General features: G+C 65.8%; 24 protein-coding genes. 15 read left to right on the top strand and 9 right to left on the bottom strand.

What is annotated here, in order from left to right; all coding sequences use genetic code 11:
- Positions 1-193: 193 nt before the first annotated feature.
- A complete protein-coding gene (locus G4Z14_RS06335) occupies positions 194-1153 on the bottom strand; it encodes an L-malyl-CoA/beta-methylmalyl-CoA lyase (protein WP_164623936.1) in 960 nt (319 codons plus the stop codon).
- Between the two features lie 473 nt (positions 1154-1626).
- On the opposite strand from G4Z14_RS06335, the gene dgcA reads away from it, so the two are divergent.
- Positions 1627-2589 carry an N-acetyl-D-Glu racemase DgcA gene (dgcA, locus tag G4Z14_RS06340; protein WP_227751559.1) on the top strand — a complete coding sequence of 321 codons (963 nt, stop codon included), beginning with the start codon at positions 1627-1629 and terminating at the stop codon, positions 2587-2589.
- Positions 2590-2591: 2 nt separating this feature from the next.
- Positions 2592-3452 carry a D-amino-acid transaminase gene (locus G4Z14_RS06345; protein WP_164623937.1) on the top strand — a complete coding sequence of 287 codons (861 nt, stop codon included), beginning with the start codon at positions 2592-2594 and terminating at the stop codon, positions 3450-3452.
- Positions 3453-3572: 120 nt separating this feature from the next.
- Here G4Z14_RS06345 and G4Z14_RS06350 read toward each other — a convergent pair whose 3' ends face one another.
- Positions 3573-4307, bottom strand: a complete 735-nt coding sequence (locus G4Z14_RS06350; RefSeq protein ID WP_164623938.1) for an N-formylglutamate amidohydrolase — start codon at positions 4305-4307, stop codon at positions 3573-3575.
- Between the two features lie 169 nt (positions 4308-4476).
- Between G4Z14_RS06350 and pyk the strand changes: the two genes are divergently transcribed.
- The 4 genes from pyk to rplT all read left to right on the top strand — a co-directional run bounded on the left by pyk (position 4477) and on the right by rplT (position 6857).
- On the top strand, positions 4477-5922 hold the full coding sequence (gene pyk / locus G4Z14_RS06355) for a pyruvate kinase (RefSeq protein ID WP_164623939.1): 1446 nt from the start codon (positions 4477-4479) through the stop codon (positions 5920-5922).
- 30 nt (positions 5923-5952) lie between these two features.
- On the top strand, positions 5953-6177 hold the full coding sequence (locus tag G4Z14_RS06360) for a hypothetical protein (protein ID WP_164623940.1): 225 nt from the start codon (positions 5953-5955) through the stop codon (positions 6175-6177).
- A 104-nt stretch (positions 6178-6281) separates the two neighbouring features.
- A complete protein-coding gene (gene rpmI, locus G4Z14_RS06365; protein ID WP_164623941.1) occupies positions 6282-6482 on the top strand; it encodes a 50S ribosomal protein L35 in 201 nt (66 codons plus the stop codon).
- 12 nt (positions 6483-6494) lie between these two features.
- Positions 6495-6857 carry a 50S ribosomal protein L20 gene (gene rplT, locus G4Z14_RS06370; protein ID WP_164623942.1) on the top strand — a complete coding sequence of 121 codons (363 nt, stop codon included), beginning with the start codon at positions 6495-6497 and terminating at the stop codon, positions 6855-6857.
- A 46-nt stretch (positions 6858-6903) separates the two neighbouring features.
- On the opposite strand, the gene G4Z14_RS06375 is transcribed toward rplT, so the two are convergent.
- Positions 6904-7464 (bottom strand): DNA-3-methyladenine glycosylase I, encoded by a 561-nt coding sequence (locus G4Z14_RS06375; protein ID WP_164623943.1) that lies wholly within the window; start codon positions 7462-7464, stop codon positions 6904-6906.
- Positions 7465-7561: 97 nt separating this feature from the next.
- On the opposite strand from G4Z14_RS06375, the gene G4Z14_RS06380 reads away from it, so the two are divergent.
- From G4Z14_RS06380 to phbB, 3 genes are all read left to right on the top strand, one after another.
- The gene (locus G4Z14_RS06380) at positions 7562-8410 is read left to right on the top strand and encodes an EAL domain-containing protein (protein ID WP_164623944.1); all 849 of its coding nucleotides are present in this window, start codon (positions 7562-7564) and stop codon (positions 8408-8410) included.
- Between the two features lie 105 nt (positions 8411-8515).
- Complete coding sequence (locus G4Z14_RS06385) at positions 8516-9688, top strand: acetyl-CoA C-acetyltransferase (protein ID WP_164623945.1); 1173 nt, start codon at positions 8516-8518, stop codon at positions 9686-9688.
- Positions 9689-9818: 130 nt separating this feature from the next.
- Positions 9819-10544 carry an acetoacetyl-CoA reductase gene (gene phbB, locus G4Z14_RS06390; protein WP_164623946.1) on the top strand — a complete coding sequence of 242 codons (726 nt, stop codon included), beginning with the start codon at positions 9819-9821 and terminating at the stop codon, positions 10542-10544.
- A gap of 50 nt (positions 10545-10594) precedes the next feature.
- On the opposite strand, the gene G4Z14_RS06395 is transcribed toward phbB, so the two are convergent.
- Positions 10595-10735, bottom strand: a complete 141-nt coding sequence (locus G4Z14_RS06395) for a hypothetical protein (RefSeq protein ID WP_164623947.1) — start codon at positions 10733-10735, stop codon at positions 10595-10597.
- A gap of 181 nt (positions 10736-10916) precedes the next feature.
- Here G4Z14_RS06395 and yddG point away from each other — a divergent pair, with 181 nt between their 5' ends.
- Positions 10917-11801, top strand: coding sequence for an aromatic amino acid exporter YddG (gene yddG / locus G4Z14_RS06400; RefSeq protein ID WP_164623948.1), 885 nt, complete (start codon positions 10917-10919; stop codon positions 11799-11801).
- Here the strand turns inward: yddG and G4Z14_RS06405 are convergent.
- The 3 genes from G4Z14_RS06405 to G4Z14_RS06415 form a co-directional block, all read right to left on the bottom strand.
- A complete protein-coding gene (locus G4Z14_RS06405; protein WP_164623949.1) occupies positions 11789-11959 on the bottom strand; it encodes a YdcH family protein in 171 nt (56 codons plus the stop codon). The two genes, yddG and G4Z14_RS06405, sit on opposite strands and share 13 nt — an antisense overlap.
- A 95-nt stretch (positions 11960-12054) precedes the next feature.
- Complete coding sequence (locus tag G4Z14_RS06410) at positions 12055-12834, bottom strand: tRNA1(Val) (adenine(37)-N6)-methyltransferase (protein ID WP_164623950.1); 780 nt, start codon at positions 12832-12834, stop codon at positions 12055-12057.
- On the bottom strand, positions 12818-13045 hold the full coding sequence (locus G4Z14_RS06415; protein WP_164623951.1) for a putative signal transducing protein: 228 nt from the start codon (positions 13043-13045) through the stop codon (positions 12818-12820). The genes G4Z14_RS06410 and G4Z14_RS06415 overlap by 17 nt, the downstream gene beginning before the upstream one ends.
- Before the next feature lie 47 nt (positions 13046-13092).
- On the opposite strand from G4Z14_RS06415, the gene G4Z14_RS06420 reads away from it, so the two are divergent.
- Positions 13093-14091 carry a polyprenyl synthetase family protein gene (locus G4Z14_RS06420; RefSeq protein ID WP_164623986.1) on the top strand — a complete coding sequence of 333 codons (999 nt, stop codon included), beginning with the start codon at positions 13093-13095 and terminating at the stop codon, positions 14089-14091.
- 6 nt (positions 14092-14097) lie between these two features.
- Here the strand turns inward: G4Z14_RS06420 and G4Z14_RS06425 are convergent, their stop codons facing one another.
- On the bottom strand, positions 14098-14877 hold the full coding sequence (locus tag G4Z14_RS06425; RefSeq protein ID WP_164623952.1) for an alpha/beta hydrolase: 780 nt from the start codon (positions 14875-14877) through the stop codon (positions 14098-14100).
- 108 nt (positions 14878-14985) lie between these two features.
- Between G4Z14_RS06425 and G4Z14_RS06430 the strand changes: the two genes are divergently transcribed.
- From G4Z14_RS06430 to G4Z14_RS06445, 4 genes are all read left to right on the top strand, one after another.
- Positions 14986-16464: an NAD-dependent succinate-semialdehyde dehydrogenase gene (locus G4Z14_RS06430; protein ID WP_164623953.1), complete on the top strand. Its 1479-nt coding sequence runs from the start codon at positions 14986-14988 to the stop codon at positions 16462-16464.
- A 276-nt stretch (positions 16465-16740) separates the two neighbouring features.
- Entirely contained in the window at positions 16741-17235 is a 495-nt protein-coding gene (locus G4Z14_RS06435; RefSeq protein ID WP_227751560.1) for a peptidoglycan-binding protein, read from the top strand.
- 105 nt (positions 17236-17340) lie between these two features.
- The gene (locus G4Z14_RS06440) at positions 17341-17898 is read left to right on the top strand and encodes an RNA polymerase sigma factor (RefSeq protein ID WP_407703804.1); all 558 of its coding nucleotides are present in this window, start codon (positions 17341-17343) and stop codon (positions 17896-17898) included.
- Entirely contained in the window at positions 17895-19853 is a 1959-nt protein-coding gene (locus G4Z14_RS06445; RefSeq protein WP_164623954.1) for a vWA domain-containing protein, read from the top strand. The genes G4Z14_RS06440 and G4Z14_RS06445 overlap by 4 nt, the downstream gene beginning before the upstream one ends.
- Before the next feature lie 81 nt (positions 19854-19934).
- Here G4Z14_RS06445 and G4Z14_RS06450 read toward each other — a convergent pair whose 3' ends face one another.
- Positions 19935-20414: an Hsp20 family protein gene (locus G4Z14_RS06450; RefSeq protein ID WP_164623955.1), complete on the bottom strand. Its 480-nt coding sequence runs from the start codon at positions 20412-20414 to the stop codon at positions 19935-19937.
- Positions 20415-20542: the final 128 nt, after the last annotated feature.

A 20542-nucleotide genomic window follows, 5' to 3' on the forward strand; every position in this document is an offset into this window, starting at 1 on the left:
CGGTTTCCGGCCCCGCCGCCGCCGGAAACAGCAACGCCCCGCGGCCGGGCCACGGGGCGTGCATGTCCTCCCGAGGATGCGGGTTCGGGCCTCCTCTCCCAGCCCCCGCGCGGGTATTCTTTTGCGTCTGCCCGCAGGTGTGACGCTACGTCACAGCTTCTGCCCGTTCGGCAGGCGTTTTGTCAACGATTCCTCATTTCCCCATGATGAGTTCGTATTGCTTCACGATCACCTCGGCCTGTTTCATCGAGGCGATGTCGATCAGCTTGCCCTTGTAGGTGGTCGCGCCCTGACCATTGGCCTTGGCCTCTTCCATGGCCGCCAGAATGGCGCGGGCATCGGCGACGGCGGCTTCGGAGGGGGTGAAGACCTCGTTGGCCAGGGCGACCTGCTTGGGGTGGATCGCCCATTTGCCGACCATGCCCAGCGTGGCCGAGCGTCGGGCCTGCGCCCGGAAGCCCTCGTCATCGGAGAAATCGCCGAACGGGCCGTCGACCGGCAGCACGCCATGGGTGCGGCAGGCGGCGACGATGGCGGCCTGCGCCCAGTGCCAGGGATCGGACCAGTGCTTGGCGCCTTCGCGCAGCATGTAGTAGTTTTCCTGCGTGCCGCCGATGCCGGTGGTCTGCATGCCCATCGAGGCGGCAAAGTCGGCCGCACCAAGGCTCATCGCGTGCAAGCGGGGGCTGGCGGCGGCGATTTCCTCGACATGGGCAATGCCAGCGGCGGATTCGATGATGACCTCGAAGCTGATGGGTTTCGTCCGCCCCTTGGCGCGTTCGATGGCGGTGACGAGGGCGTCGACGGCATAGACATCGGCGGCGCAGCCGACCTTGGGGATCATGATCTGATCAAGGCGGGGGCCGGCCTGTTCCAGAAGCTCGACGACGTCGCGATACCACCACGGGGTATCGAGGCCGTTGATCCGCGCCGACAGGGTCTTGCGGCCCCAGTCGAGCGTATTGATCGCCGTGATGATATTGGCGCGGGCGGCGTCCTTGTCCGACGGCGCGACCGAGTCTTCCAGATCGAGGTTGATGACATCAGCCGCCGAGGCCGCCATTTTCTCGAACAGCGCCGGGCGCGAGCCGGGGCCGAAAAGCTGGCAGCGGTTCGGGCGGGCAGGGGGGGCGGGCTGGAGGCGGAAGCTCATCGGAATTCTCTCGGCAAGGAAGTTTCGTTGTGGCTTGCGGTTTGGTTATATTGTTGCGCGACGTGCTGCAAGTGCGAATTGCAGATGCAGCATGGTTTGTGCTGCCGGGCAGAAATGGCGGTCGCAACCCTCCCGCGCGCCTTGGCCGAGGCTACCGCCGAGGCCGCGCACCACGTCTGCCACCTGCCAGCCGGGGGCCAAAGCCCCCCGGCCAGCGCCCGCCCCGCCCATGGCGGGCGCTCCTCGCCCGCCGGGGCCGGCGCTGGCCTCTGTATGGGCTGGCGGAGCCGGTCTTGCGGATCGGTGATTTCTGCGGGCGGGGAAAAGCGGTGCTTTTCCTTGTCCGCCCGATGCAGGCGTTTCGTTGCCTCTGCCGCCCGATGCGGGCGTTTCCTGAAGCCTTTGTCATCTTGCGCTTGCTCTCCCCCGGAGGGCACGCGAAGACTGCCGCAGCCGCTGGGAGGGGCTGCCTGATGATTGCCGTCACGCCCGAGACCTTTGCCCTTGCCCAGACTTTCACCATCAGCCGCGGCTCAAAGACCCATGCCCATGTGCTGACCGTGCGCGTCACGCGCGGCGGCGTCACCGGCTGGGGCGAATGCGTGCCCTATGCGCGGTATGGCGAAAGCCTTGAAAGCGTGACGGCGCAGATCGAAAGCCTGCCCGAAGGGATCAGCCGCGGCGCGCTGCAACACAGCCTGCCGCCGGGGGCGGCGCGCAATGCGGTGGATTGCGCGCTTTGGGACTGGGAGGCGAAGGCGGCGGGCAAGCGGGTCTGGCAGCTTGCGGGGCTGCATGCGCCGGGACCGAAGGAAGTGACCTATACCCTGTCGCTCGACACGCCCGAGGCAATGCGGGCGATGGCGGCGGCGCATGCCCACCGGCCGGTCCTGAAGATCAAGCTTGGCACCCCCGATGACATGCCAAGGCTGGAGGCGGTGCGGCAGGGGGCGCCGCAGGCGCGCATCCCGATCGACGCCAATGAGGGCTGGACGCCCGAGGTCTATTCCGAGCTTGCCCCGCATCTTCTGCGTCTGGGGGTGGCCTTGGTGGAACAGCCCCTACCGGCAGGCCGCGACGAGATGCTGGCCGAGATCGCCCGGCCCCTGCCGGTCTGCGCCGACGAATCCTGTTTCGATGCCGCAAGCCTGCCGGCGCTGAAGGGCCGCTATGACATGGTGAACCTCAAGCTCGACAAGACCGGCGGGCTGACCGAGGGCTTGCGCACCCGGGCCGAGGCGGCGCGGCTGGGCTTCGGTCTGATGGTGGGCTGCATGGTCGGCTCCTCGCTTGCGATGGCCCCGGCGGTGCTGCTGGCGCAAACCGCCATGGAAACAGACCTTGACGGGCCTCTCCTTCTGCGGGAAGACCGCCCTCACCCCTTGCGCTATGACGCGGCAGGGGTTCACCCGTCCACACCCGAGCTATGGGGATAAGCATGACCCGCACCGTCTATCTGAATGGCGACTACCTGCCGGAAACCGAAGCCAGGGTTTCGGTCTTTGACCGGGGCTTCCTGATGGCCGACGGGGTCTATGAGGTGACGAGCGTGCTGGACGGCAAGCTGATCGACTTTGCCGGCCATTGCGTGCGGCTGGCGCGCAGCCTGTCGGAGCTTGAGATGAAGAACCCCCATTCGGATGCCGAATGGCTGGCGATCCACCGCGAACTGGTGGCGCGGAACGGCATTGTCGACGGCATGGTCTATCTGCAGGTCACGCGCGGCAATCCCGGCGACCGCGATTTCGCCTATCCCGGCCCTGAGACCGAGCCGACCGTGGTGCTGTTCACCCAGTCGAAACCGGGTCTGGCTGAAAATCCGGCGGCAAAGACCGGCTGGAAGGTGATCTCGATCCCCGACATCCGCTGGGGCCGCCGCGACATCAAGACGGTGCAACTGCTTTACCCCTCGATGGGCAAGATGGCGGCCAAGAAGGCCGGCGTGGATGACAGCTGGTTTGTCGAAGAGGGCGTCGTGACCGAGGGCACCTCGAACAACGCCTATATCGTCAAGGGCAACAAGATCATCACCCGCCAGTTGTCGAACGACATCCTGCACGGCATCACCCGCGCTGCCGTGCTGCGCTTTGCGGTCGAGGCGCAGATGGAAGTCGAGGAACGCCCCTTCACCATTGCCGAAGCCCAAGGCGCCGATGAGGCCTTCATCACCAGCGCTTCGGCCTTCGTCATGCCGGTCGTGGAAGTCGACGGCAAGGCGGTTGGCGCCGGCAAGCCCGGCGCTGTGGTGACGCGGCTGCGGGAAATCTATCTGGACGAGATGCGCAAGGCGGCGGTCTGAGGGCTTGAAACTGCCAGCAGCGGGGGGCTTTGGGGCCCTCCGGCCGGGTAGCGACACGCTTCTCAGTCCGGCTCTGGCGAAGGCATCCGCGGGTCGGGACTCTGATGTTGGCGCGCGGCCCTAAAGCCCCGCCAGAACCTGCGTCAGGATCGGTGCCAGCCGGGCCGCCCAGGCCTGCTGTTCGGCCTCGGTGTTGATCAGGTCATTGCGCAGTTCGATCAGGGTGTTGTGGCGGCCCGGTGTCAGGGCATGGCGGTCGATGGCATCGCCGGGCAGGTGGCCGGCATAGGGTTCGTTGTCGCCGATGCACAGATCGGCCTCTTGCCCCAGCCGCGCAATCAGCGGCAGGGAAAACCGGCTGTCGAGATGCGAATGCAGCACGCCGACATGCCAGGGCCGGGGGCTGCGACCCTTGAGGCAGGGGGTGAAGGAATGGATGGCCAGCACCACCGTATCGGACTGACGGGCGGCCAGCGCGGCATAGGCGGCGTGATAGGGGCGATAAAGCCGGTCCAGCCGTTCCTCGATCCCGGCGGCGTCGATGTTCCGGTTGGCCGGAATGATCGTGCCATCGTAAAGCCGCATCACCAGCGTCGGGTCGTCCTCGCCGCGGTTCGGGTCGATCACCAGGCGCGAGAAACCCGACAGGATTGCCGGGCTGTCCAGCGCCTCGGCCAAGGCCAGCGTCAGCCCCGCCGCGCCCACGTCCCAGGCAATGTGGCGGGTCATGTCCTCGGGCGCAATGCCAAGGCTGCCGCCCGCCACCCAGTCCGGCACCCGGTTCGAGGCGTGGTCGCAGGTCACCAGCCAGCGGCCGGGGCGGTCCTTGCCGACGATCTGGTAGGCTTCCTGCACGGCTGTCACCTGTTCTTCATGCCTCTGCTCTAGCGGTTCGACTGGAATTTGTCGGGTTTTGCAACAGGGCGGTGAAAAAAGTTAGCGCTAACATGCAGCGCCCGTTGCCCCTCGGGGAGATTTCGTCCATAAACCCGGCAACTCAGAGGGAACAAAGGACAGGGCTGCCATGAGACGCCTGCGCAGTGTGAAGATCGTCGCCACGCTTGGCCCGGCCTCCAGTGATTACGACACCATCCGCGCGCTGTTCGAAGCCGGCGCCGATGTGTTCCGCCTGAACATGAGCCATGGGGTTCATGCCGACATCGAGGCCCGCCACAAGATCATCCGCAAGGTCGAGGCCGATCTGGGCCGCCCGATCGGGATTCTGGCCGACCTGCAGGGGCCGAAACTGCGGGTGGGTACCTTTGCCAACGGCGAGGAGGAGCTGGAGGAGGGCGCGAAGTTCCGCATGGACCTGTCGGCCACCCCGGGCGACGCGACCCGCGTGCAGCTTCCCCATCCCGAGATTTTCGCCGCGCTGGAGCCCGGCTCGGCGCTTCTGGTCAATGACGGCAAGATCCGCCTGCAGGTCGATGCCTGCGGCAAGGATTTCGCCGATTGCACGGTGACGGTCGGCGGCACGATTTCCAACCGCAAGGGTGTGAACGTGCCGGATGTGCTGCTGCCGCTGGCGGCCCTGTCCGACAAGGACCGGGGCGATCTGGAGTTCGCCTGTTCGCTGGGTGTGGACTGGCTGGCGCTTTCCTTCGTGCAGCGCCCCGAAGACGTGATCGAGGCCCGCGGTCTGGCCAAGGGCCGCGCCGCCATTCTGGCCAAGATCGAAAAGCCGGCGGCGGTGAAGGCCTATGACGCCATCCTGCAGGTGTCGGACGGCATCATGGTGGCGCGCGGCGATCTGGGCGTGGAGCTGCCGGTGACGTCAGTGCCGCCGATCCAGAAGCGGCTGGTGCGCGGCGCACGCGCGGCGGCCAAGCCGGTGATCGTGGCGACGCAGATGCTCGAATCGATGATCGAAAGCCCGGTGCCGACGCGGGCCGAAGTGTCGGACGTCGCCACCGCGATCTATGAGGGCGCCGATGCGGTGATGCTGTCGGCGGAATCGGCGGCCGGGAAGTATCCGGTCGAGGCGGTGACGACGATGAACAACGTCGCGCTGTCAGTGGAAAAGGATCCGACCTACCGGCAGGTCATCGAAGCCAGCCGCGTGGTGCGGCGCGAGACGATTGCCGATGGCATCGTGGCGGCGGCGCGCGAGATTGCCGAGGCGACCAACATCAAGGCCATCACCTGCTTCAGCCAGTCGGGCCAGACCGTGTCGCTGGTGGCGCGCGAGCGTCCGCGCGTGCCGATCATCGCCCTGACGCCCTTGATGTCCACTGCCCGGCGGCTGGCCCTGACCTGGGGCGCGCATTGCGTCATCACCGAACCGCAGGAACGCTTCAAGGGCGCGGTGATCTCGGCCGTCAAGGCGGCGCGGGCCGACGGCTTTGCCGGCGAGGAAGACATGATCGTGGTGACGGCGGGCGTGCCCTTCAACGTCAAGGGCACCACCAACATCCTGCGCGTCGCCCCCTGTGATGAGCGGTTGATTTCGCGGGTCGATCCTGAATAACTGATCTCACGGCTTGCGTGGGAGGGTTGCATGGATACCGATCTGATGCTCGTCCTTGGGCTGGCGGTCATCGTGCTGGCCATCCCGGCCTTGCTGGCGGCCTTTTCGGAAAGCCGCCCGCCCCGCATGGCAGCGTTGATGGTGCTGGTCGGCGGCATCCTGCTGGCGCTGGCGCTGACCCAGAAGCCATCGGGCTATGCCTTTGCCGAAGTGCCTGATGTCATCATGCGCGTCTTTGCCCGCGTCTTGAACTGAAGGCTTGCACCTTTTCCAAAGGCCCCCTATAGCGGCGGCTTCAATACCCTGCGGGGCCGGCCAACGTGGCATGCCGAGTCGCGCCTGTAACCATGGAGATGGAAATGCCCAAGATGAAGACCAAATCCGCTGCGAAAAAGCGGTTCTCCTTCACGGCCAACGGCCATGTGAAGGCAGGCGTGGCCGGCAAGCGCCACGGCATGATCAAACGCTCGACGAAATTCATTCGCGACGCATCCGGGACCATGGTCCTGTGCGACAGCGACGAGAAGATCGTCAAGAAATACATGCCGTATAACCGCTAAGGAGGCCCGAACATGTCCCGCGTCAAATCCGGCAAGGTTACCCACGCCCGCCACCGCAAGGTGATCAAGGCGGCGTCGGGCTATTATGCCGCCCGCTCCACCAACTTCCGCACCGCCACCCAGGCTGTCGACAAGGCCAACCAGTACGCGACCCGCGACCGCAAGGCCCGCAAGCGTCAGTTCCGCGCCCTGTGGATCCAGCGCATCAACGCCGCCGTGCGGCTGTTCGACCTGGAAATGACCTACTCGCGCCTGATCGACGGCCTGACCAAGGCCGGCATCGTGGTGGACCGCAAGGTTCTGGCCGATCTGGCCGTGCATGAGCCGGAGGCGTTCAACGCCATCGCCGCGCAGGCCAAGGCCGCGCTGGCCTGATCTGGCTGACAATCCGAAAAGGCCCCGCCCCTGTGCGGGGCCTTTTTCATTGTTGCGACGGGTGCCTATGGCAGGTCACCAGATGGTCGTTCACCATGCCCACCGCCTGCATGAAGGCATAGCTGATCGTCGGGCCGCAGAAGGTAAAACCCTCTTTCTTCAATGCCTTTGCCACCGCCTCCGATTGCGCCGTCTGGGCCTGCACGGCGCCCATGTCGGGCAGGTGGCTGACGATGGGCCGGTGATCGACATGTTTCCAGAGGAAAGCTGAAAACCCCTCGCGCGCCTCGATCCGCAGATAGGCCTGGGCGCCGCGGATGGTGGCCTCGATCTTGCCGCGGTGGCGGATGATGCCGGGATCGGCCAGCAGGCGCAGCACATCCGGCTCGCCCCAGGCGGCGATGACCGCCGGGTCAAAACCCTGAAACGCCACCCGGAAGCTTTCGCGCCGCCGCAGGATGGTGATCCAGCTCAGCCCGGCCTGAAAGGCTTCCAGCATCAGGCATTCCCAAAGCGCGCGCGGATCATGTTCGGGCACGCCCCATTCGCTGTCGTGATAGGCGACATAGAGCGGATCGGTGCCGCACCACGGGCAACGCTGAATCATGGGGCCTCCGAAATTGCCAAGGATTTGAGGCAAGAGCCGAATTTTACCCGGTCTTTACCCGCGTGGCGACACTGTGGCGCGGGATATGGGGAATGTCATGCAGCCGGACCAGAAAAAGCCCAGAATCGACGCCAGCCCGGGAACGGCCAGCCCGCTTGGCGTGATGATCTCCAGTCAGGACCACGATACCATGGCCATGGTGCGCGAGGCGATTGACACACGGCGCATGCGGCTGGCCTATCAGCCGGTGGTCCTGGCACGCGAGCCTGAGCGGGTGGCCTTTCATGAGGGTCTGATTCGCGTGCTGGATCCGAACGGGCGGGAAATCCCGGCCCGGGATTTCATCGGCGCGGTCGAAGATACCGAGATTGGCCGCGAGATCGACTGTATCGCGCTGGAGTTGGGCATGGGCGCGCTGGCCCGGCACCCCGATGTGCGGCTGTCGATCAACATGTCGGCGCGATCCATCGGCTATCCGCGCTGGATGCGCGCCTTCCGCAAGGGGCTGGCGGCCGGGCCGACGGTGGGCGAACGGCTGATCCTTGAGATCACCGAAAGCTCCGCCATGCTGGTGCCCGAGCTTGTCACCGCCTTCATGGAGGAATTGCAGGCCGATGGCGTGGCCTTTGCGCTGGATGATTTCGGCTCCGGTTACACGGCGATCCGCTATTTCAAGGACTTCTTCTTCGACATCCTGAAGATCGACGGCCAGTTCATCCGAAATATCCACCGCGACCCTGACAACGCGGCTCTGACGGCAGCGCTTTTGTCGATCGGCAAGCATTTCCATATGTTCACCGTGGCCGAAGCGGTGGAAACCCCGGAGGAGGCGCAGTTCCTGATCAACCTTGGCGTCGATTGCCTGCAGGGCTTTCTCTTTGGCGCGGCTGCGCTGCGCCCGACCTTCCTTGACCGCGAAATCCGGCAAAAACGCGCCTCGGCCTGATCCTGCGGCCATCTGCCCGTTCAGCGCGCTTGCTTTTGTGCGTCCCATTGCCTAGCCATTGCTGCAAAGCGGCATTTCCGCCGCCAGCCTTGAGGAGGGGATTTCATGACCAATGTGGTGATCGTCGCGGCCGGCCGGACCGCAGTCGGCAGTTTCAATGGCTCTTTCGCCACGACCCCGGCGCATGAACTGGGCGCCTCGGTGCTGGAGGGGGTCATCGCGCGGGCCGGGATCGACAAGGCGGAAGTGGAAGAGGTCATTCTGGGTCAGGTGCTGACCGCCGGTCAGGGCCAGAACCCGGCGCGGCAGGCGGCGATCCGCGCCGGCCTGCCGAAAGAGGCCAGCGCCTGGGGCATCAACCAGGTCTGCGGCTCGGGCCTGCGGGCGGTGGCGCTGGGCGCGCAGCATGTGGCGCTGGGCGACGCGAAGATCGTCGTCGCGGGTGGTCAGGAAAACATGTCGCTCTCGCCCCATGTCGCGCATCTGCGCGCCGGGCAGAAGATGGGCGACATGAACTTCATCGATTCGATGATCAAGGACGGGCTGTGGGACGCCTTCAACGGCTATCACATGGGCCAGACCGCCGAGAATGTCGCCAGCCAGTGGCAGATTTCCCGCGACATGCAGGACGAATTCGCGCTCGCCAGCCAGAACAAGGCCGAGGCGGCGCAGAAGGCCGGCAAGTTCAAGGACGAAATCATCGCCTTCACGATCAAGACCCGCAAGGGCGACGTGGTGGTCGACGCCGACGAATACATCCGCCACGGCGCCACGCTGGAATCGATGCAGAAACTGCGCCCGGCCTTCGCCAAGGACGGCTCGGTCACCGCGGCCAATGCCAGCGGCATCAATGACGGCGCCGCGGCGGTCATGCTGATGACCGACAAGGAGGCCGAAAAGCGCGGGCTCAAGGTGCTGGCGCGCATCGCCTCCTATGCCACCGCCGGGCTTGACCCTTCGATCATGGGCGTCGGCCCGATCTATGCCAGCCGCAAGGCCCTGGACAAGGCGGGCTGGAAAGTGGGCGATCTTGATCTGGTCGAGGCGAACGAGGCCTTCGCCGCGCAGGCCTGTGCGGTGAACAAGGACATGGGCTGGGATCCGGCCATCGTCAACGTCAACGGCGGCGCCATCGCCATCGGCCACCCGATCGGCGCGTCGGGCTGCCGCATTCTGAACACCCTGATTCACGAGATGGGCCGCCGCGACGCCAAGAAGGGCCTTGCGACGCTGTGCATCGGCGGCGGCATGGGTGTTGCCCTGACGCTGGAACGCTGATCTCGCGGCATTTTTGTGCCGCGCACGCGAAAAAGTCGCCGCAACTGCAAAATGGACGCGCAATAAAGTTGCGCGTCCATTTCTATTTCGGTAACAGGATTTCAAGGACATCTCTTGGAAGGAGGATTTGATGGCAAGAGTAGCATTGGTCACTGGTGGTTCGCGCGGCATTGGTGCCGCGATTTCGGTGGCGTTGAAGGCGGCGGGCTACAAGGTGGCCGCGAACTACGCCGGCAATGATGAGGCTGCTGCTGCCTTCACCAAGGAAACCGGGATTGCGACCTACAAATGGTCGGTCGCCGACTATGACGCCTGCGTGGCGGGCATCAAGCAGGTGGAGGCCGATCTTGGCCCGGTCGACGTGCTGGTCAACAACGCGGGCATCACCCGCGACGCCATGTTCCACAAGATGACCCCCGGCCAGTGGAAAGAGGTGATCGACACCAACCTCACGGGCCTGTTCAACATGACCCATCCGCTGTGGTCGGGCATGCGCGACCGCAAGTTCGGCCGCGTCATCAACATTTCGTCGATCAACGGCCAGAAGGGCCAGGCCGGGCAGGCGAACTATTCCGCCGCCAAGTCGGGCGATCTGGGCTTTACCAAGGCCTTGGCGCAGGAAGGCGCGCGCGCCGGCATCACCGTGAACGCGATCTGCCCCGGCTACATCGGCACCGAAATGGTGCGCGCCATTGATGAAAAAGTCCTGAACGAACGCATCATCCCGCTGATCCCGGTCGGCCGTCTGGGTGAACCGGAAGAAATCGCGCGCTGCGTGGCCTTCCTCGCTGCCGACGACGCCGGCTTCATCACCGGTGCGACGATTTCGGCGAACGGCGGGCAGTTCTTCGTCTGATCCGATGGCAATTCGTGCGGAAAGCCCGGCTTGTGCCGGGCTTTTTCGTTTCAGAACTCGGACGGGAACAGCTTCGGCACATGCAGGGACAGCGTGTCGCGCAGGTGTTGCCAGAAGTCGGCGATGGCGCGGGCGCGCAGAAGGCGGGCCTCGCGCAGGACGGCTGCATAATCGGCGGATTGAACGTGCATCGGACATCTCCTTGCGGATGCCCTCCCCTGCCGCGCAATCTGCGCTGACGGATGCTGCAGTGCAACGGAAATCACCATGCGGATGCAGCATTGCCGTCGCCCGCCCGGTGCATGGCCGCCACGGGCTTGAAGCCTTTGAAGCCAGCGTATACCCCTTGCCAGACGCGGGCAGGGGGCGGGAATGATGCGGCAAAAGGCGACGGTGATCGGCTTCAGCGCCATTCTGATGTGGGCGCTTCTGGCGCTGATGACCATCGGGTCAACTCCGGTGCCACCCTTCCTGCTGAATGCGCTGTGTTTTGGCATCGGTGGCACGATCGGCCTGATCTGGATCGGCCTCGGGGCGGGGTTCGGCGTCTTGCGGCAGATCCCGTGGAAGGTCTATGCCTTCGGCACCATCGGGCTTTTCGGCTATCACGCGCTGTACTTCACCGCCTTCCGCATTGCGCCCTTCGCCGAGACCGGGCTGATCGCCTATCTGTGGCCGCTGTTCATCGTGCTGTTTTCCGGGTTCCTGCCCGGGGAAAGGCTGCGCACGATGCATGTGATCGGCGCGCTGGTGGCCTTTGCGGGCGCCGGGCTGATCGTCATGAGTCGCGACAGCGCGTCGGCGGCCAGCATTCCGGCGCTGGGGCTTGCGCTGGCTTTCCTGTGCGCCCTCGCCTGGGCGGCCTATTCTGTGCTGTCACGGCGGCTGGGCCATGTGCCGACCGAATCGGTGGTGGTCTATTGCCTGCTGACCGCTGCACTTTCGATCCCGACCCATCTGGCGCTGGAGGAAACCCAATGGCCGCAAGGCACGCTGGGTTGGCTTTCTGTGGCCGGGCTTGGGCTTGGTCCGGTGGGTGCGGCCTTCTTCACCTGGGACATCGGCATGAAAAAAGGCGACATCCAGCTTTTGGGTGTCGCCTCCTATGCGGCGCCGCTTCTGTCAACGCTGGCGCTGATTGCGGCGGGGCTGGCCGAAGCCAAGCCCGTACTTTTGCTGGCGGCGCTGCTGGTTACGCTTGGAGCGGCACTGGCAGCGCGGGCCAGCCTGACGTCAAAGCTCCGTCACGCCGACTGAGTCAGCCGCTCGATCTCTTCCTTGATCTTCAGCTTCTGCCGTTTCCATTCGTGGATCTGCAAGTCGTTCGACCCCGGCGCGCGCTGCGCCTTTTCCACCATCTCGGAAAGCTGTTCGTGCTTCTTCTTCAGTTCGGCGATGTGGGAAGCAACGGTCATGGAAATCCTCCTGTGGATGGTTTCTGCCAAGCCAGTGCAGCACGATTCGGCCCCCCTGTCACCAATTCTTCACAGAAATCGGCCGCGACATTCGGTCAAATCCCGCTGAAGGCGGCGTTCAGGTCGGCGCCTTCGCGCAGGACCGCATTGGCGGCGGGGGTATAGCTTTCGCGGTCGCCGTCATGGGCGGGGCCCTGATGCAGGACGAGCGGGGCAAGCAGGCGGAAGGCGCCCTTGCCGCCCTTGCGCGCGCGCAACAGGATGCGCAACGCCGCGCGGCCCTCGCGCGGTTGCAGCGGCAGGACTGAGGCGGAGCCAAGCTTGGTGCCCATGGCGGCCAGCACGGCCGGCAGACCGTCGGCGCCACAAATCAGCGTCAGCCAGCCACCGGGGGCAAGGCGGCGGGCGGCGGCCTGCACCCAGTCGCCCAGCGGCGTGTCGACCTGCAGGGCCCGGGCGCGGGCGGCAATGGGCGAGGGCGTCCCGCCAGCGGGGTAATAGGGCGGGTTGGCGATGACGTGGTCGAATTCGCGGCGCAGGGGCCGGGGCATATGGGCAAGATCGCCCTCCTCGACCTGCATCTCGATGCCGTTCCCGGCGGCATTGCGGCGGGCCAGCGCGGCATAGGCCGGTTGCAGCTCCAGCCCGGCAAGCCGGACGCCCGGCACCCGCGCGGCAAGGCAAAGCGCCGCCGCCCCCGCACCGCAGCCCATGTCCAGCACCGATTGCCCCGCCGCAGCCGGGCAGGCGGCGGCCAGAAGCACCGGGTCGGTTGCCGCGCGATAGCCCTTTATCGGCTGCCACAGGTGCAGCCGCCCGCACAGGAAGGCATCTCGCGACAGGTCTTTCTCTGCAAATTCAGGGTTTTGCGTCATAGCCCTCGTCAATCCCGTTGTCGCGGATCACGGCGCGGGCCAAGAACCAGTCGCTGTCCGCGACCATCAGTCGGCGCGGCAGAATGCCCAACCCGCCTTCGAAGATGCTCATGTGGACGTCCAGCACAAAGCTGTCTATATCCTCGCCCTCAAGCAGCGCCTGGGCGAAAGCGATCACGGTCGGATCTGTGGTTTGCAGCAGGAGCTTCATGTGGCACAGTTTCGCGGGCGCGGAACGGAATGTCGAGATGGGTGGGGATGGCTTTGGATCTGGCGCAGAAACCGCATGACCGGCTGGCCGAGATGCTGTCGGCGGATATGGAGGCGGTCAATCTGCTGATCCGCGAACGCATGGCGTCGGAACACGCCCCGCGCATCCCGCAGGTCACGGCCCATCTGATCGAGGCAGGCGGCAAGCGTCTGCGCCCGATGCTGACCTTGGCCGCCGCGCGGCTTTGTGGCTATTCCGGCCCCTATCACGTGCATCTGGCCGCGGCGGTGGAGTTCATCCATACCGCAACGCTGTTGCATGATGACGTGGTCGACGAAAGCGCCCAGCGGCGCGGGCGGCCGACGGCGAACCTGTTGTGGGACAACAAATCCTCGGTTCTGGTAGGGGATTATCTGTTCGCCCGAGCCTTCCAGTTGATGACCGAACCGGGCCAGATCCGCGTGCTGGGCATCCTTGCCAATGCCAGCGCCACGATTGCCGAGGGCGAGGTGTTGCAGCTGACCGCCGCGCAGGATCTGGCGACGACCGAGGAGATCTACCTCAAGGTCGTGCGCGGCAAGACGGCGGCGCTGTTTTCGGCCGCGACCGAAGTTGGCGGTGTGATTGCCGGTGCGCCCGAGGCGGCGGTTCAGGCGCTTTACACTTATGGCGACGCCTTGGGCATTGCGTTCCAGATTGCCGATGATCTTCTGGATTATGGCGGCACGGCCTCGGTCATCGGCAAGAACACCGGCGATGATTTCCGTGAGCGCAAGCTCACGCTGCCGCTGATCAAGGCGGTGGCCAAGGCGGATGCCGCAGAACGTGCCTTCTGGGTGCGGGTGATCGAGAAGGGCGACCAGCGCGAGGGCGATCTGCAAGAGGCTTTGGCGATCATGTCCCGCCACGGCGCGCTTGAGGCCGCGCGGGCCGATGCACTGGTCTGGGCCGACCGGGCGCGCGCTGCGCTGGCGGCGCTGCCCGACCATCCGCTGCGGCAGGTGCTGGACGATCTTTCGGTCTATGTGGTGTCGCGGCTGGCCTGATCCGGCCTAAAGCCCGTCAAGACAGGCCGCCATCAGCGCCGAGTCCGGGTCGGTCAGCCCGTCGATCACGTCGAAATGGTGCTTGCCGGGGTCGACCGTCCAAGGGCAGGACCACGCCTCTGACAGCGTGCGGGCGTGCCAGAGGAAGGCGGGTCTTTCCTGTCCACCAACCCAGACATGGGCCTGAACGCCTTTGCCAAGCGCAAGCCGGGCGGGGCTTTCGTGGGCGGCCTCCGGTGTGTCGATGCGAAGATCGGCGTTCATGTCGGTTTGCATCAGCGGTGCGAGATCGGCCAGCGGCGAGATGGGCACTACGCGCGCGACCGGCAAGGCCAGATCGGCGCAGCCCATGCGGGCCGACAGATGCCCGCCCGCCGAATGGCCGGTCACGACCAGAGGGCCGGGGATGCGCGCGGCGGCGGCGCGGACGGCCTGCGCCACCTCCTGCGTCATGGCGGCAATCCGGCCTTCCGGCGCCAGCGTATAGGACGGCATCGCGCAGGCCCAGCCGCGCGCCAGCGCCCCGGCCGCGAGATGGCTGTAATCCTCGCGCCCGCAGGCCAGCCAGTACCCGCCATGAACAAAGACCAGCAGACCCTTGGGGCGGCTTTCGGGGTGAAAGAGGTCAAAGGCCTGCCGCGGCGCGGAGCCATAGGGAATGTTCAACTCGGCCCGCCCGCCAAGGCCCGCGCGAAACGCAGCCGCCTCTGCCTGCCAGCGCGGATAGTAGGCATCCCCGCCGGAAATGAAGGCGGAGTTCTGATAGTCGCGGCTCAGATCGGTCATGCGATGATTCCAGTTTCAAGCAGAATTTGGCGCCAGTAAAGCAGCGCCTGCTAGACTTTTTGTGCCTCAAGATGCATTGCAGAGCCAGCCGAGAAATGGGAGGCCCACATGCTCGATACTGCAACCGATCTGCGCTCCATCCTGAAAGATCCCAGCCTGCTGGTCGAACAGGCCTATATCGCGGGCGAATGGGTGAATGCCGCCGATGGCAAGACCTTTGCCGTCACCAACCCCGCGCGTGGCGACGTGATCGCCAATGTCGCCGACATGACCCGCGAGGATGCCCGCCGCGCCATCGAGGCCGCCGACAAGGCCCGCCACGAATGGGCAGCCCGCACTGGCAAGGAACGCGCCGCCGTCATGCGCAAGTGGTTCGACCTGATGGTCGCCAATGCCGACGATCTGGCCGCCATCCTGACCGCCGAAATGGGCAAGCCGCTGGCCGAGGCCAAGGGCGAGATCCTGTATGGCGCCTCGTTCATCGAATGGTTCGGCGAAGAGGCCAAACGCATCTACGGCGAGACCATTCCCGGCCACCAGCGCGACAAGCGCATCACCGTGCTGAAACAGCCGATCGGGGTGGCCACCTCGATCACGCCGTGGAACTTCCCGAACGCCATGATCGCCCGCAAGGTCGGCCCGGCGCTGGCCGTGGGCTGCGGCATGGTCTCGCGCCCCGCCGCCGAAACGCCCTTGTCGGCGCTGGCCATGGCCGTGCTGGCCGAACGCGCCGGCGTGCCGAAGGGCGTGTTCTCGGTCGTCACCTCGTCGCGCTCTTCCGACATCGGCAAGGAGTTCTGCGAGAACCCGCGCGTGCGCAAGCTGACCTTCACCGGCTCGACCGAGGTGGGCCGCATCCTGCTGCGTCAGGCCGCCGATCAGGTGCTGAAATGCTCGATGGAGCTGGGCGGCAACGCGCCCTTCATCGTGTTCGATGACGCCGATCTCGACAAGGCTGTCGAAGGCGCGATGATTTCCAAGTTCCGCAACAACGGCCAGACCTGCGTCTGCGCCAACCGCATCTATGTGCAGGCCGGCGTCTATGACGCCTTCGCCGAAAAGCTGGCCGCGGCGGTGCGCAAGCTGAACGTCGGCGACGGGCTGAAGGATGGCATCACCACCGGCCCGCTCATCAACGACGGCGCGGTCGACAAGGTGAAAGAGCATATCGCCGATGTCGTCTCGGGCGGCGGCAAGGTGCTGACCGGCGGCAAGGCGCATGCGCTGGGCGGCACCTTCTTTGAGCCGACCGTGCTGACCGGTGTAACCAATGACATGAAGGTGGCCAGCGAGGAAACCTTCGGCCCGGTTGCGCCCTTGTTCAAGTTCGAGACCGAGGAAGAGGTGATCCACCTCGCCAACAACACGATCTTCGGGCTGGCGAGCTATTTCTATGCCCGCGACGTGGGCCGGATTACCCGCGTTCAGGAAGCGCTGGAATACGGCATGGTCGGCGTCAACACCGGTCTGATCTCGACCGAGGTCGCGCCGTTCGGCGGGGTGAAGCAGTCGGGCCTTGGCCGCGAAGGCTCCAGCCACGGGATCGAGGATTACATGGAAATCAAATACGTCTGCCTGTCGATCTGATCCGGCGGCAGCGCGGTGAAACGGGGCCTTCGGGCCCCGTTTTCTTTTGCGGCCACGGCGTCTGATCCGGCGGTTCGGACCGCCTTCCCGCAGCTTGCGGTTGCGGGGCAGCGTCCCTGGCCATCGCGGCGATATCCGGCCGGCCGTTCGCATCAACTTTCGACGGACGCCCCGACGTTATCCGATAGCGACCGGCAGATTTTGCCTAGCGGCGCCATCCCGGCCCATCCTTTCCCCATGGCCCACGACTCGGGCTCAACCGGAAAGGACACTGCCATGTTGCCGAACATGAAAAATGCCACCGTTTCTGCCGTTCTTGCGCTCGCCGTGGCGCTTGGGGCCTCGGGGCCGGCTGCGGCCTGGGGGCAACGCGAGCAGGATACCTTGAAAGGGGCCGTCGGGGCGCTGATCTTGAAAGCCATCATCGACGATGCGCGGCGGCACAATCCGCCCATCTATCGCACCGTACCGGCACCGCAGCCGCGCTATTACTACCCGCCCGCCCCCGGCTATGGCCATTACACACCAAGGCCGGCTGTCTCGATCTACAACACGCCGATTGCCCGCGCGTTCTACAGCTATCCAGTCTCGCAGCGCTATCTGATCCAGCGTCGTCTGGCGAGCTGGGGCTATTACCGCGGGGGCATCGACGGCTCGTTCGGTCCCGGCACCTATGCGGCGGTCGTCGGCTATGCCCGCGCCAATGGCATGGGCCGCAGCCTTGGCACGACTGCAGGGGCTTTCGGGGTTTATGACAGCTTGATCTACTGATCTTTGCTTGCCAAGCCGCAAAGCGGCGCAAGACCCCTTGGTCCTGTGCCGCTTTTTTTCGCCTGCCCCCAAGGATTGCGGCCCGGTCCGCGTCCAAGCATTGTGATGTTGATGGATATGCCCCCAGAACCTCTTGGCGACGACCTTCTGGCAACCGCCGCCGCTGCCGGAGATCGCGCGGCGTTTTCCGCGCTGATCCAGCGGCATTATGACCGGGTGCAGGGGCTGGCCTGGCGGCTGACCGGCAATCCGGCAGAAGCGCAGGATCTGGCGCAGGACATCTTCGCCGCCCTGCCCGCCAAGCTGCGGCACTGGCGGGCCGAGGCGCGGTTCTCGACCTGGCTCTACCGGGTGGTGGTCAACGCCGCTCATGACTTGCGCCGCCGTCAGGCCACGCGCTCGAAGGCGGCGGATGGCTGGGGCGACTGGGAGCTGGCGCGGCAGGACGAGATCGTGGAGGAGCGGGAGCGGCTGGATTGGCTGACGCAGGCGATGGCCCGGTTGTCGCCGGAGCTGCGTGACACCGTGGCGCTGGTGCTGGGCGAAGACCTGACCCAGGCACAGGCGGGTGAGGTTCTGGGTCTGTCGGAAGGCACCATCGCCTGGCGCATGGCCGAGGTGAGGAAACGGCTGCGCCTGATGGCAAAGGAGGGGGCGAGATGACCGATGATGTGGGCGATCTGAAAGCTGCATTGCGCGCCGCGCCGCCCGCCGACCCGGCCGCCCGGGCCGAGGCCCTGCGGCTGGCGCTGGAAAATTTCGACCGGCTCCAAGGATCGGCCGATCCGGCCCGTCTCATGACAGACCGCCCCATGGAAGGGCGGGGTGTCTTGAGCGGAGCCTTCCAGATGTTGAAGAAGCTTGCCTCGCGGCCGGTGCTGGCCGCGACGACCTCGGCTGCGGCATTGGTCGCGGGGATGGTCATCGTCCTGCCGCTGATCGACCTGGGGGCGGTTCCCGGTACCGCGCCGAAACCTGTCGCCGTTGAGACCACCAACGAGTCGCGTCAGCGCATCGAGGAGGTCCCGGCTGAGGCCGAACAGTTGGCCTCCCCACCGGTGTTGGTCGCGCCAGCGCCCATGGCCAAGGCCGCCCCCGAAGGCGGAGCGATGACCCGAATGGCGGCCCCCGAGGCCGATGCCATGCTGGCCGACGCCCCCATGATGGAAATGGCGATGGAGCCTGTGGCCGCTGCGGACCCTGACATGGCCGCCCCGCCCAAGGAAAATACCGAGGCCTTTGCGAACGCCCCCACCAACCCGGTGAAGGTGACGGCAGAGGAACCGGTTTCGACCTTTTCAATCGACGTCGATACTGCCAGCTATGCCATGGTCCGCCAGTCGCTGAACGCGGGCTTCCTGCCCGATCCGGCTTCGGTCCGGGTCGAGGAGATGGTGAACCGTTTCCCCTATTCCTACCCCGCCCCCGCGGCGGATGAGGCGTTCCGCCCGACGGTTACTGTGATGCCGACGCCTTGGAACCCGGGCACGCGGCTGGTGCATATCGCCATTCAGGGCGCGCTGCCCGAGGTCAAGGCCCGCCCGCCGCTCAATCTGGTGTTCCTGATCGACACCTCAGGCTCGATGGACGACCCGATGAAGCTGCCGCTTCTGAAGCAATCGCTGGCGCTGGTCCTGCCGGAACTGCGGCCCGAGGATCAGGTTGCGATCGTCAGCTATGCCGGATCGGCCGGGCAAGTGCTGCCACCGACGCCAGCACGTGACCGCGCCGCGATCCTTGACGCGCTGGACCGGCTGGCGGCTGGCGGCTCGACCGCCGGGGCTGAGGGCATTGCGCTGGCCTATCAGGTGGCGCAGGGCATGACTGCCGAGGGTGAGGTTTCGCGCGTGCTCTTGGCGACGGATGGCGATTTCAACGTTGGCATGGCCGATCCCGAGGCGCTGAAGGGGTTCATCGCCAGGGAACGCGAGGCGGGGATCTACCTGTCGGTTCTGGGCTTTGGTCGCGGCAATCTGGATGACGCCACGATGCAGGCGCTGGCGCAGAACGGCAACGGCATGGCGGCCTATATCGACAGCCTGTCCGAGGCCCGCAAGGTGCTGGTCGATCAGCTGACCGGGGCCTTGTTCCCGATTGCCGACAACGTGAAGATCCAGGTTGAGTGGAACCCGGTCGCGGTCGCGGAATACCGGCTGATCGGCTATGAAACCCGCGCCCTGCGACGCGAGGATTTCAACAATGACAAGGTGGATGCCGGCGATATCGGCGCCGGTGCGCAGGTGACGGCGATCTATGAGATCACCGCGCCGGGCAGCCCGGCGCTGTTGAATGACCCGTTGCGCTATGGCGCGGCGACGCCGCCGACGCCGGGGGCCGAGCTTGGGTTCCTGCGCCTGCGGCACGTCGCGCCGGGCGAAACCGAGAGCCGGTTGCAGGAAACCCCGATCCTGCCCGAAATGTCGGCACCCGGGGACGAGGCGCGCTTTGCCGTGGCGATGGCGGGCTTTGGTCAATTGCTGACCGGGGCGACCTATCTGGGGGGCTGGGGCTGGTCGGAGGCCATTGCCCTGGCGCAAGGCGCGCGGGGTGAGGATGCCTTCGGCTATCGCGCCGAAGCGCTTGGGCTGATGCGGCTTGCCGAGGCGCTGGACAGATAGCGCGCCGCCAGACCGGCGACACGGGATGCAGGAAGGCCCGGGGCAGCTGCCTCCGGGCCTTTTTCTGTCCGGCTGGGCGGATCAGACCGCGCTGGTTTCGACCGGCTTGGCTTCGATTGCCGGGGTCTCGGTCGCGCCGGCGCGGCCAATCTCGATCCGGCGGGGCTTCATCGCCTCGGGCACTTCGCGGGCAAGATCAACGTGCAGCATGCCGTGTTCGTGGGCGGCCCCCGTCACGCGCACATGATCGGCCAGCGCGAAGCGGCGTTCAAAGGCGCGGGTGGCAATGCCGCGGTGCAGATAGGTCTTGTCCGCGGTTTCCGGGGCCTTGCGGGCCGCAACGATCAGCGCGCCTTCCTTGACCTCGACCGACAGTTCCTCCGGGGTAAAACCGGCCACGGCGATCGAGATGCGATAGGCATCCTCGGCAGTCTTTTCGATGTTGTAGGGTGGATAGGTGGGCTGGGCCACATCGGCGGTCAGCGCGCGGTCCATCAGGTCGGCGATACGGTCAAAGCCGACGGTGGCACGGTAAAGGGGGGCAAAATCAAAGCCACGCATGTCATCCTCCAGGAGCGATGTTATGGGCGCCCGCCCCGGGTTCGGGCACGGACAGGAAAGGCTCCCCGGCCCTTCGTGGCGCCGGGGATAACAGCGATCTGGGGAGAGGCCCCCGGAATTTCAAGAGG

It is taken from the genome of Tabrizicola oligotrophica (genome assembly GCF_011008935.1).
In the GTDB taxonomy this organism is placed as follows: Bacteria; Pseudomonadota; Alphaproteobacteria; order Rhodobacterales; family Rhodobacteraceae; genus Tabrizicola_A; species Tabrizicola_A oligotrophica.

What these genes read in the sequence shown, in the direction of transcription:
- G4Z14_RS06375 (WP_164623943.1), bottom strand. Translation starts at nt 7,464, where the DNA reads ATGATTCAGCGTTGCCCGTGGTGCGGCACCGATCCGCTCTATGTCGCC.
- G4Z14_RS06405 (WP_164623949.1), bottom strand. Translation starts at nt 11,959, where the DNA reads ATGACCGTTGCTTCCCACATCGCCGAACTGAAGAAGAAGCACGAACAG.
- G4Z14_RS06425 (WP_164623952.1), bottom strand. Translation starts at nt 14,877, where the DNA reads ATGACCGATCTGAGCCGCGACTATCAGAACTCCGCCTTCATTTCCGGC.
- dgcA (WP_227751559.1), top strand. Translation starts at nt 1,627, where the DNA reads ATGATTGCCGTCACGCCCGAGACCTTTGCCCTTGCCCAGACTTTCACC.
- G4Z14_RS06395 (WP_164623947.1), bottom strand. Translation starts at nt 10,735, where the DNA reads ATGCACGTTCAATCCGCCGATTATGCAGCCGTCCTGCGCGAGGCCCGC.
- G4Z14_RS06430 (WP_164623953.1), top strand. Translation starts at nt 14,986, where the DNA reads ATGCTCGATACTGCAACCGATCTGCGCTCCATCCTGAAAGATCCCAGC.
- G4Z14_RS06435 (WP_227751560.1), top strand. Translation starts at nt 16,741, where the DNA reads ATGTTGCCGAACATGAAAAATGCCACCGTTTCTGCCGTTCTTGCGCTC.
- G4Z14_RS06380 (WP_164623944.1), top strand. Translation starts at nt 7,562, where the DNA reads ATGCAGCCGGACCAGAAAAAGCCCAGAATCGACGCCAGCCCGGGAACG.
- G4Z14_RS06450 (WP_164623955.1), bottom strand. Translation starts at nt 20,414, where the DNA reads ATGCGTGGCTTTGATTTTGCCCCCCTTTACCGTGCCACCGTCGGCTTT.
- G4Z14_RS06415 (WP_164623951.1), bottom strand. Translation starts at nt 13,045, where the DNA reads ATGAAGCTCCTGCTGCAAACCACAGATCCGACCGTGATCGCTTTCGCC.
- G4Z14_RS06410 (WP_164623950.1), bottom strand. Translation starts at nt 12,834, where the DNA reads ATGACGCAAAACCCTGAATTTGCAGAGAAAGACCTGTCGCGAGATGCC.
- G4Z14_RS06445 (WP_164623954.1), top strand. Translation starts at nt 17,895, where the DNA reads ATGACCGATGATGTGGGCGATCTGAAAGCTGCATTGCGCGCCGCGCCG.
- G4Z14_RS06345 (WP_164623937.1), top strand. Translation starts at nt 2,592, where the DNA reads ATGACCCGCACCGTCTATCTGAATGGCGACTACCTGCCGGAAACCGAA.
- phbB (WP_164623946.1), top strand. Translation starts at nt 9,819, where the DNA reads ATGGCAAGAGTAGCATTGGTCACTGGTGGTTCGCGCGGCATTGGTGCC.
- G4Z14_RS06335 (WP_164623936.1), bottom strand. Translation starts at nt 1,153, where the DNA reads ATGAGCTTCCGCCTCCAGCCCGCCCCCCCTGCCCGCCCGAACCGCTGC.
- G4Z14_RS06440 (WP_407703804.1), top strand. Translation starts at nt 17,341, where the DNA reads ATGTTGATGGATATGCCCCCAGAACCTCTTGGCGACGACCTTCTGGCA.
- rpmI (WP_164623941.1), top strand. Translation starts at nt 6,282, where the DNA reads ATGCCCAAGATGAAGACCAAATCCGCTGCGAAAAAGCGGTTCTCCTTC.
- G4Z14_RS06385 (WP_164623945.1), top strand. Translation starts at nt 8,516, where the DNA reads ATGACCAATGTGGTGATCGTCGCGGCCGGCCGGACCGCAGTCGGCAGT.
- G4Z14_RS06420 (WP_164623986.1), top strand. Translation starts at nt 13,093, where the DNA reads ATGGCTTTGGATCTGGCGCAGAAACCGCATGACCGGCTGGCCGAGATG.
- yddG (WP_164623948.1), top strand. Translation starts at nt 10,917, where the DNA reads ATGATGCGGCAAAAGGCGACGGTGATCGGCTTCAGCGCCATTCTGATG.
- rplT (WP_164623942.1), top strand. Translation starts at nt 6,495, where the DNA reads ATGTCCCGCGTCAAATCCGGCAAGGTTACCCACGCCCGCCACCGCAAG.
- G4Z14_RS06360 (WP_164623940.1), top strand. Translation starts at nt 5,953, where the DNA reads ATGGATACCGATCTGATGCTCGTCCTTGGGCTGGCGGTCATCGTGCTG.
- pyk (WP_164623939.1), top strand. Translation starts at nt 4,477, where the DNA reads ATGAGACGCCTGCGCAGTGTGAAGATCGTCGCCACGCTTGGCCCGGCC.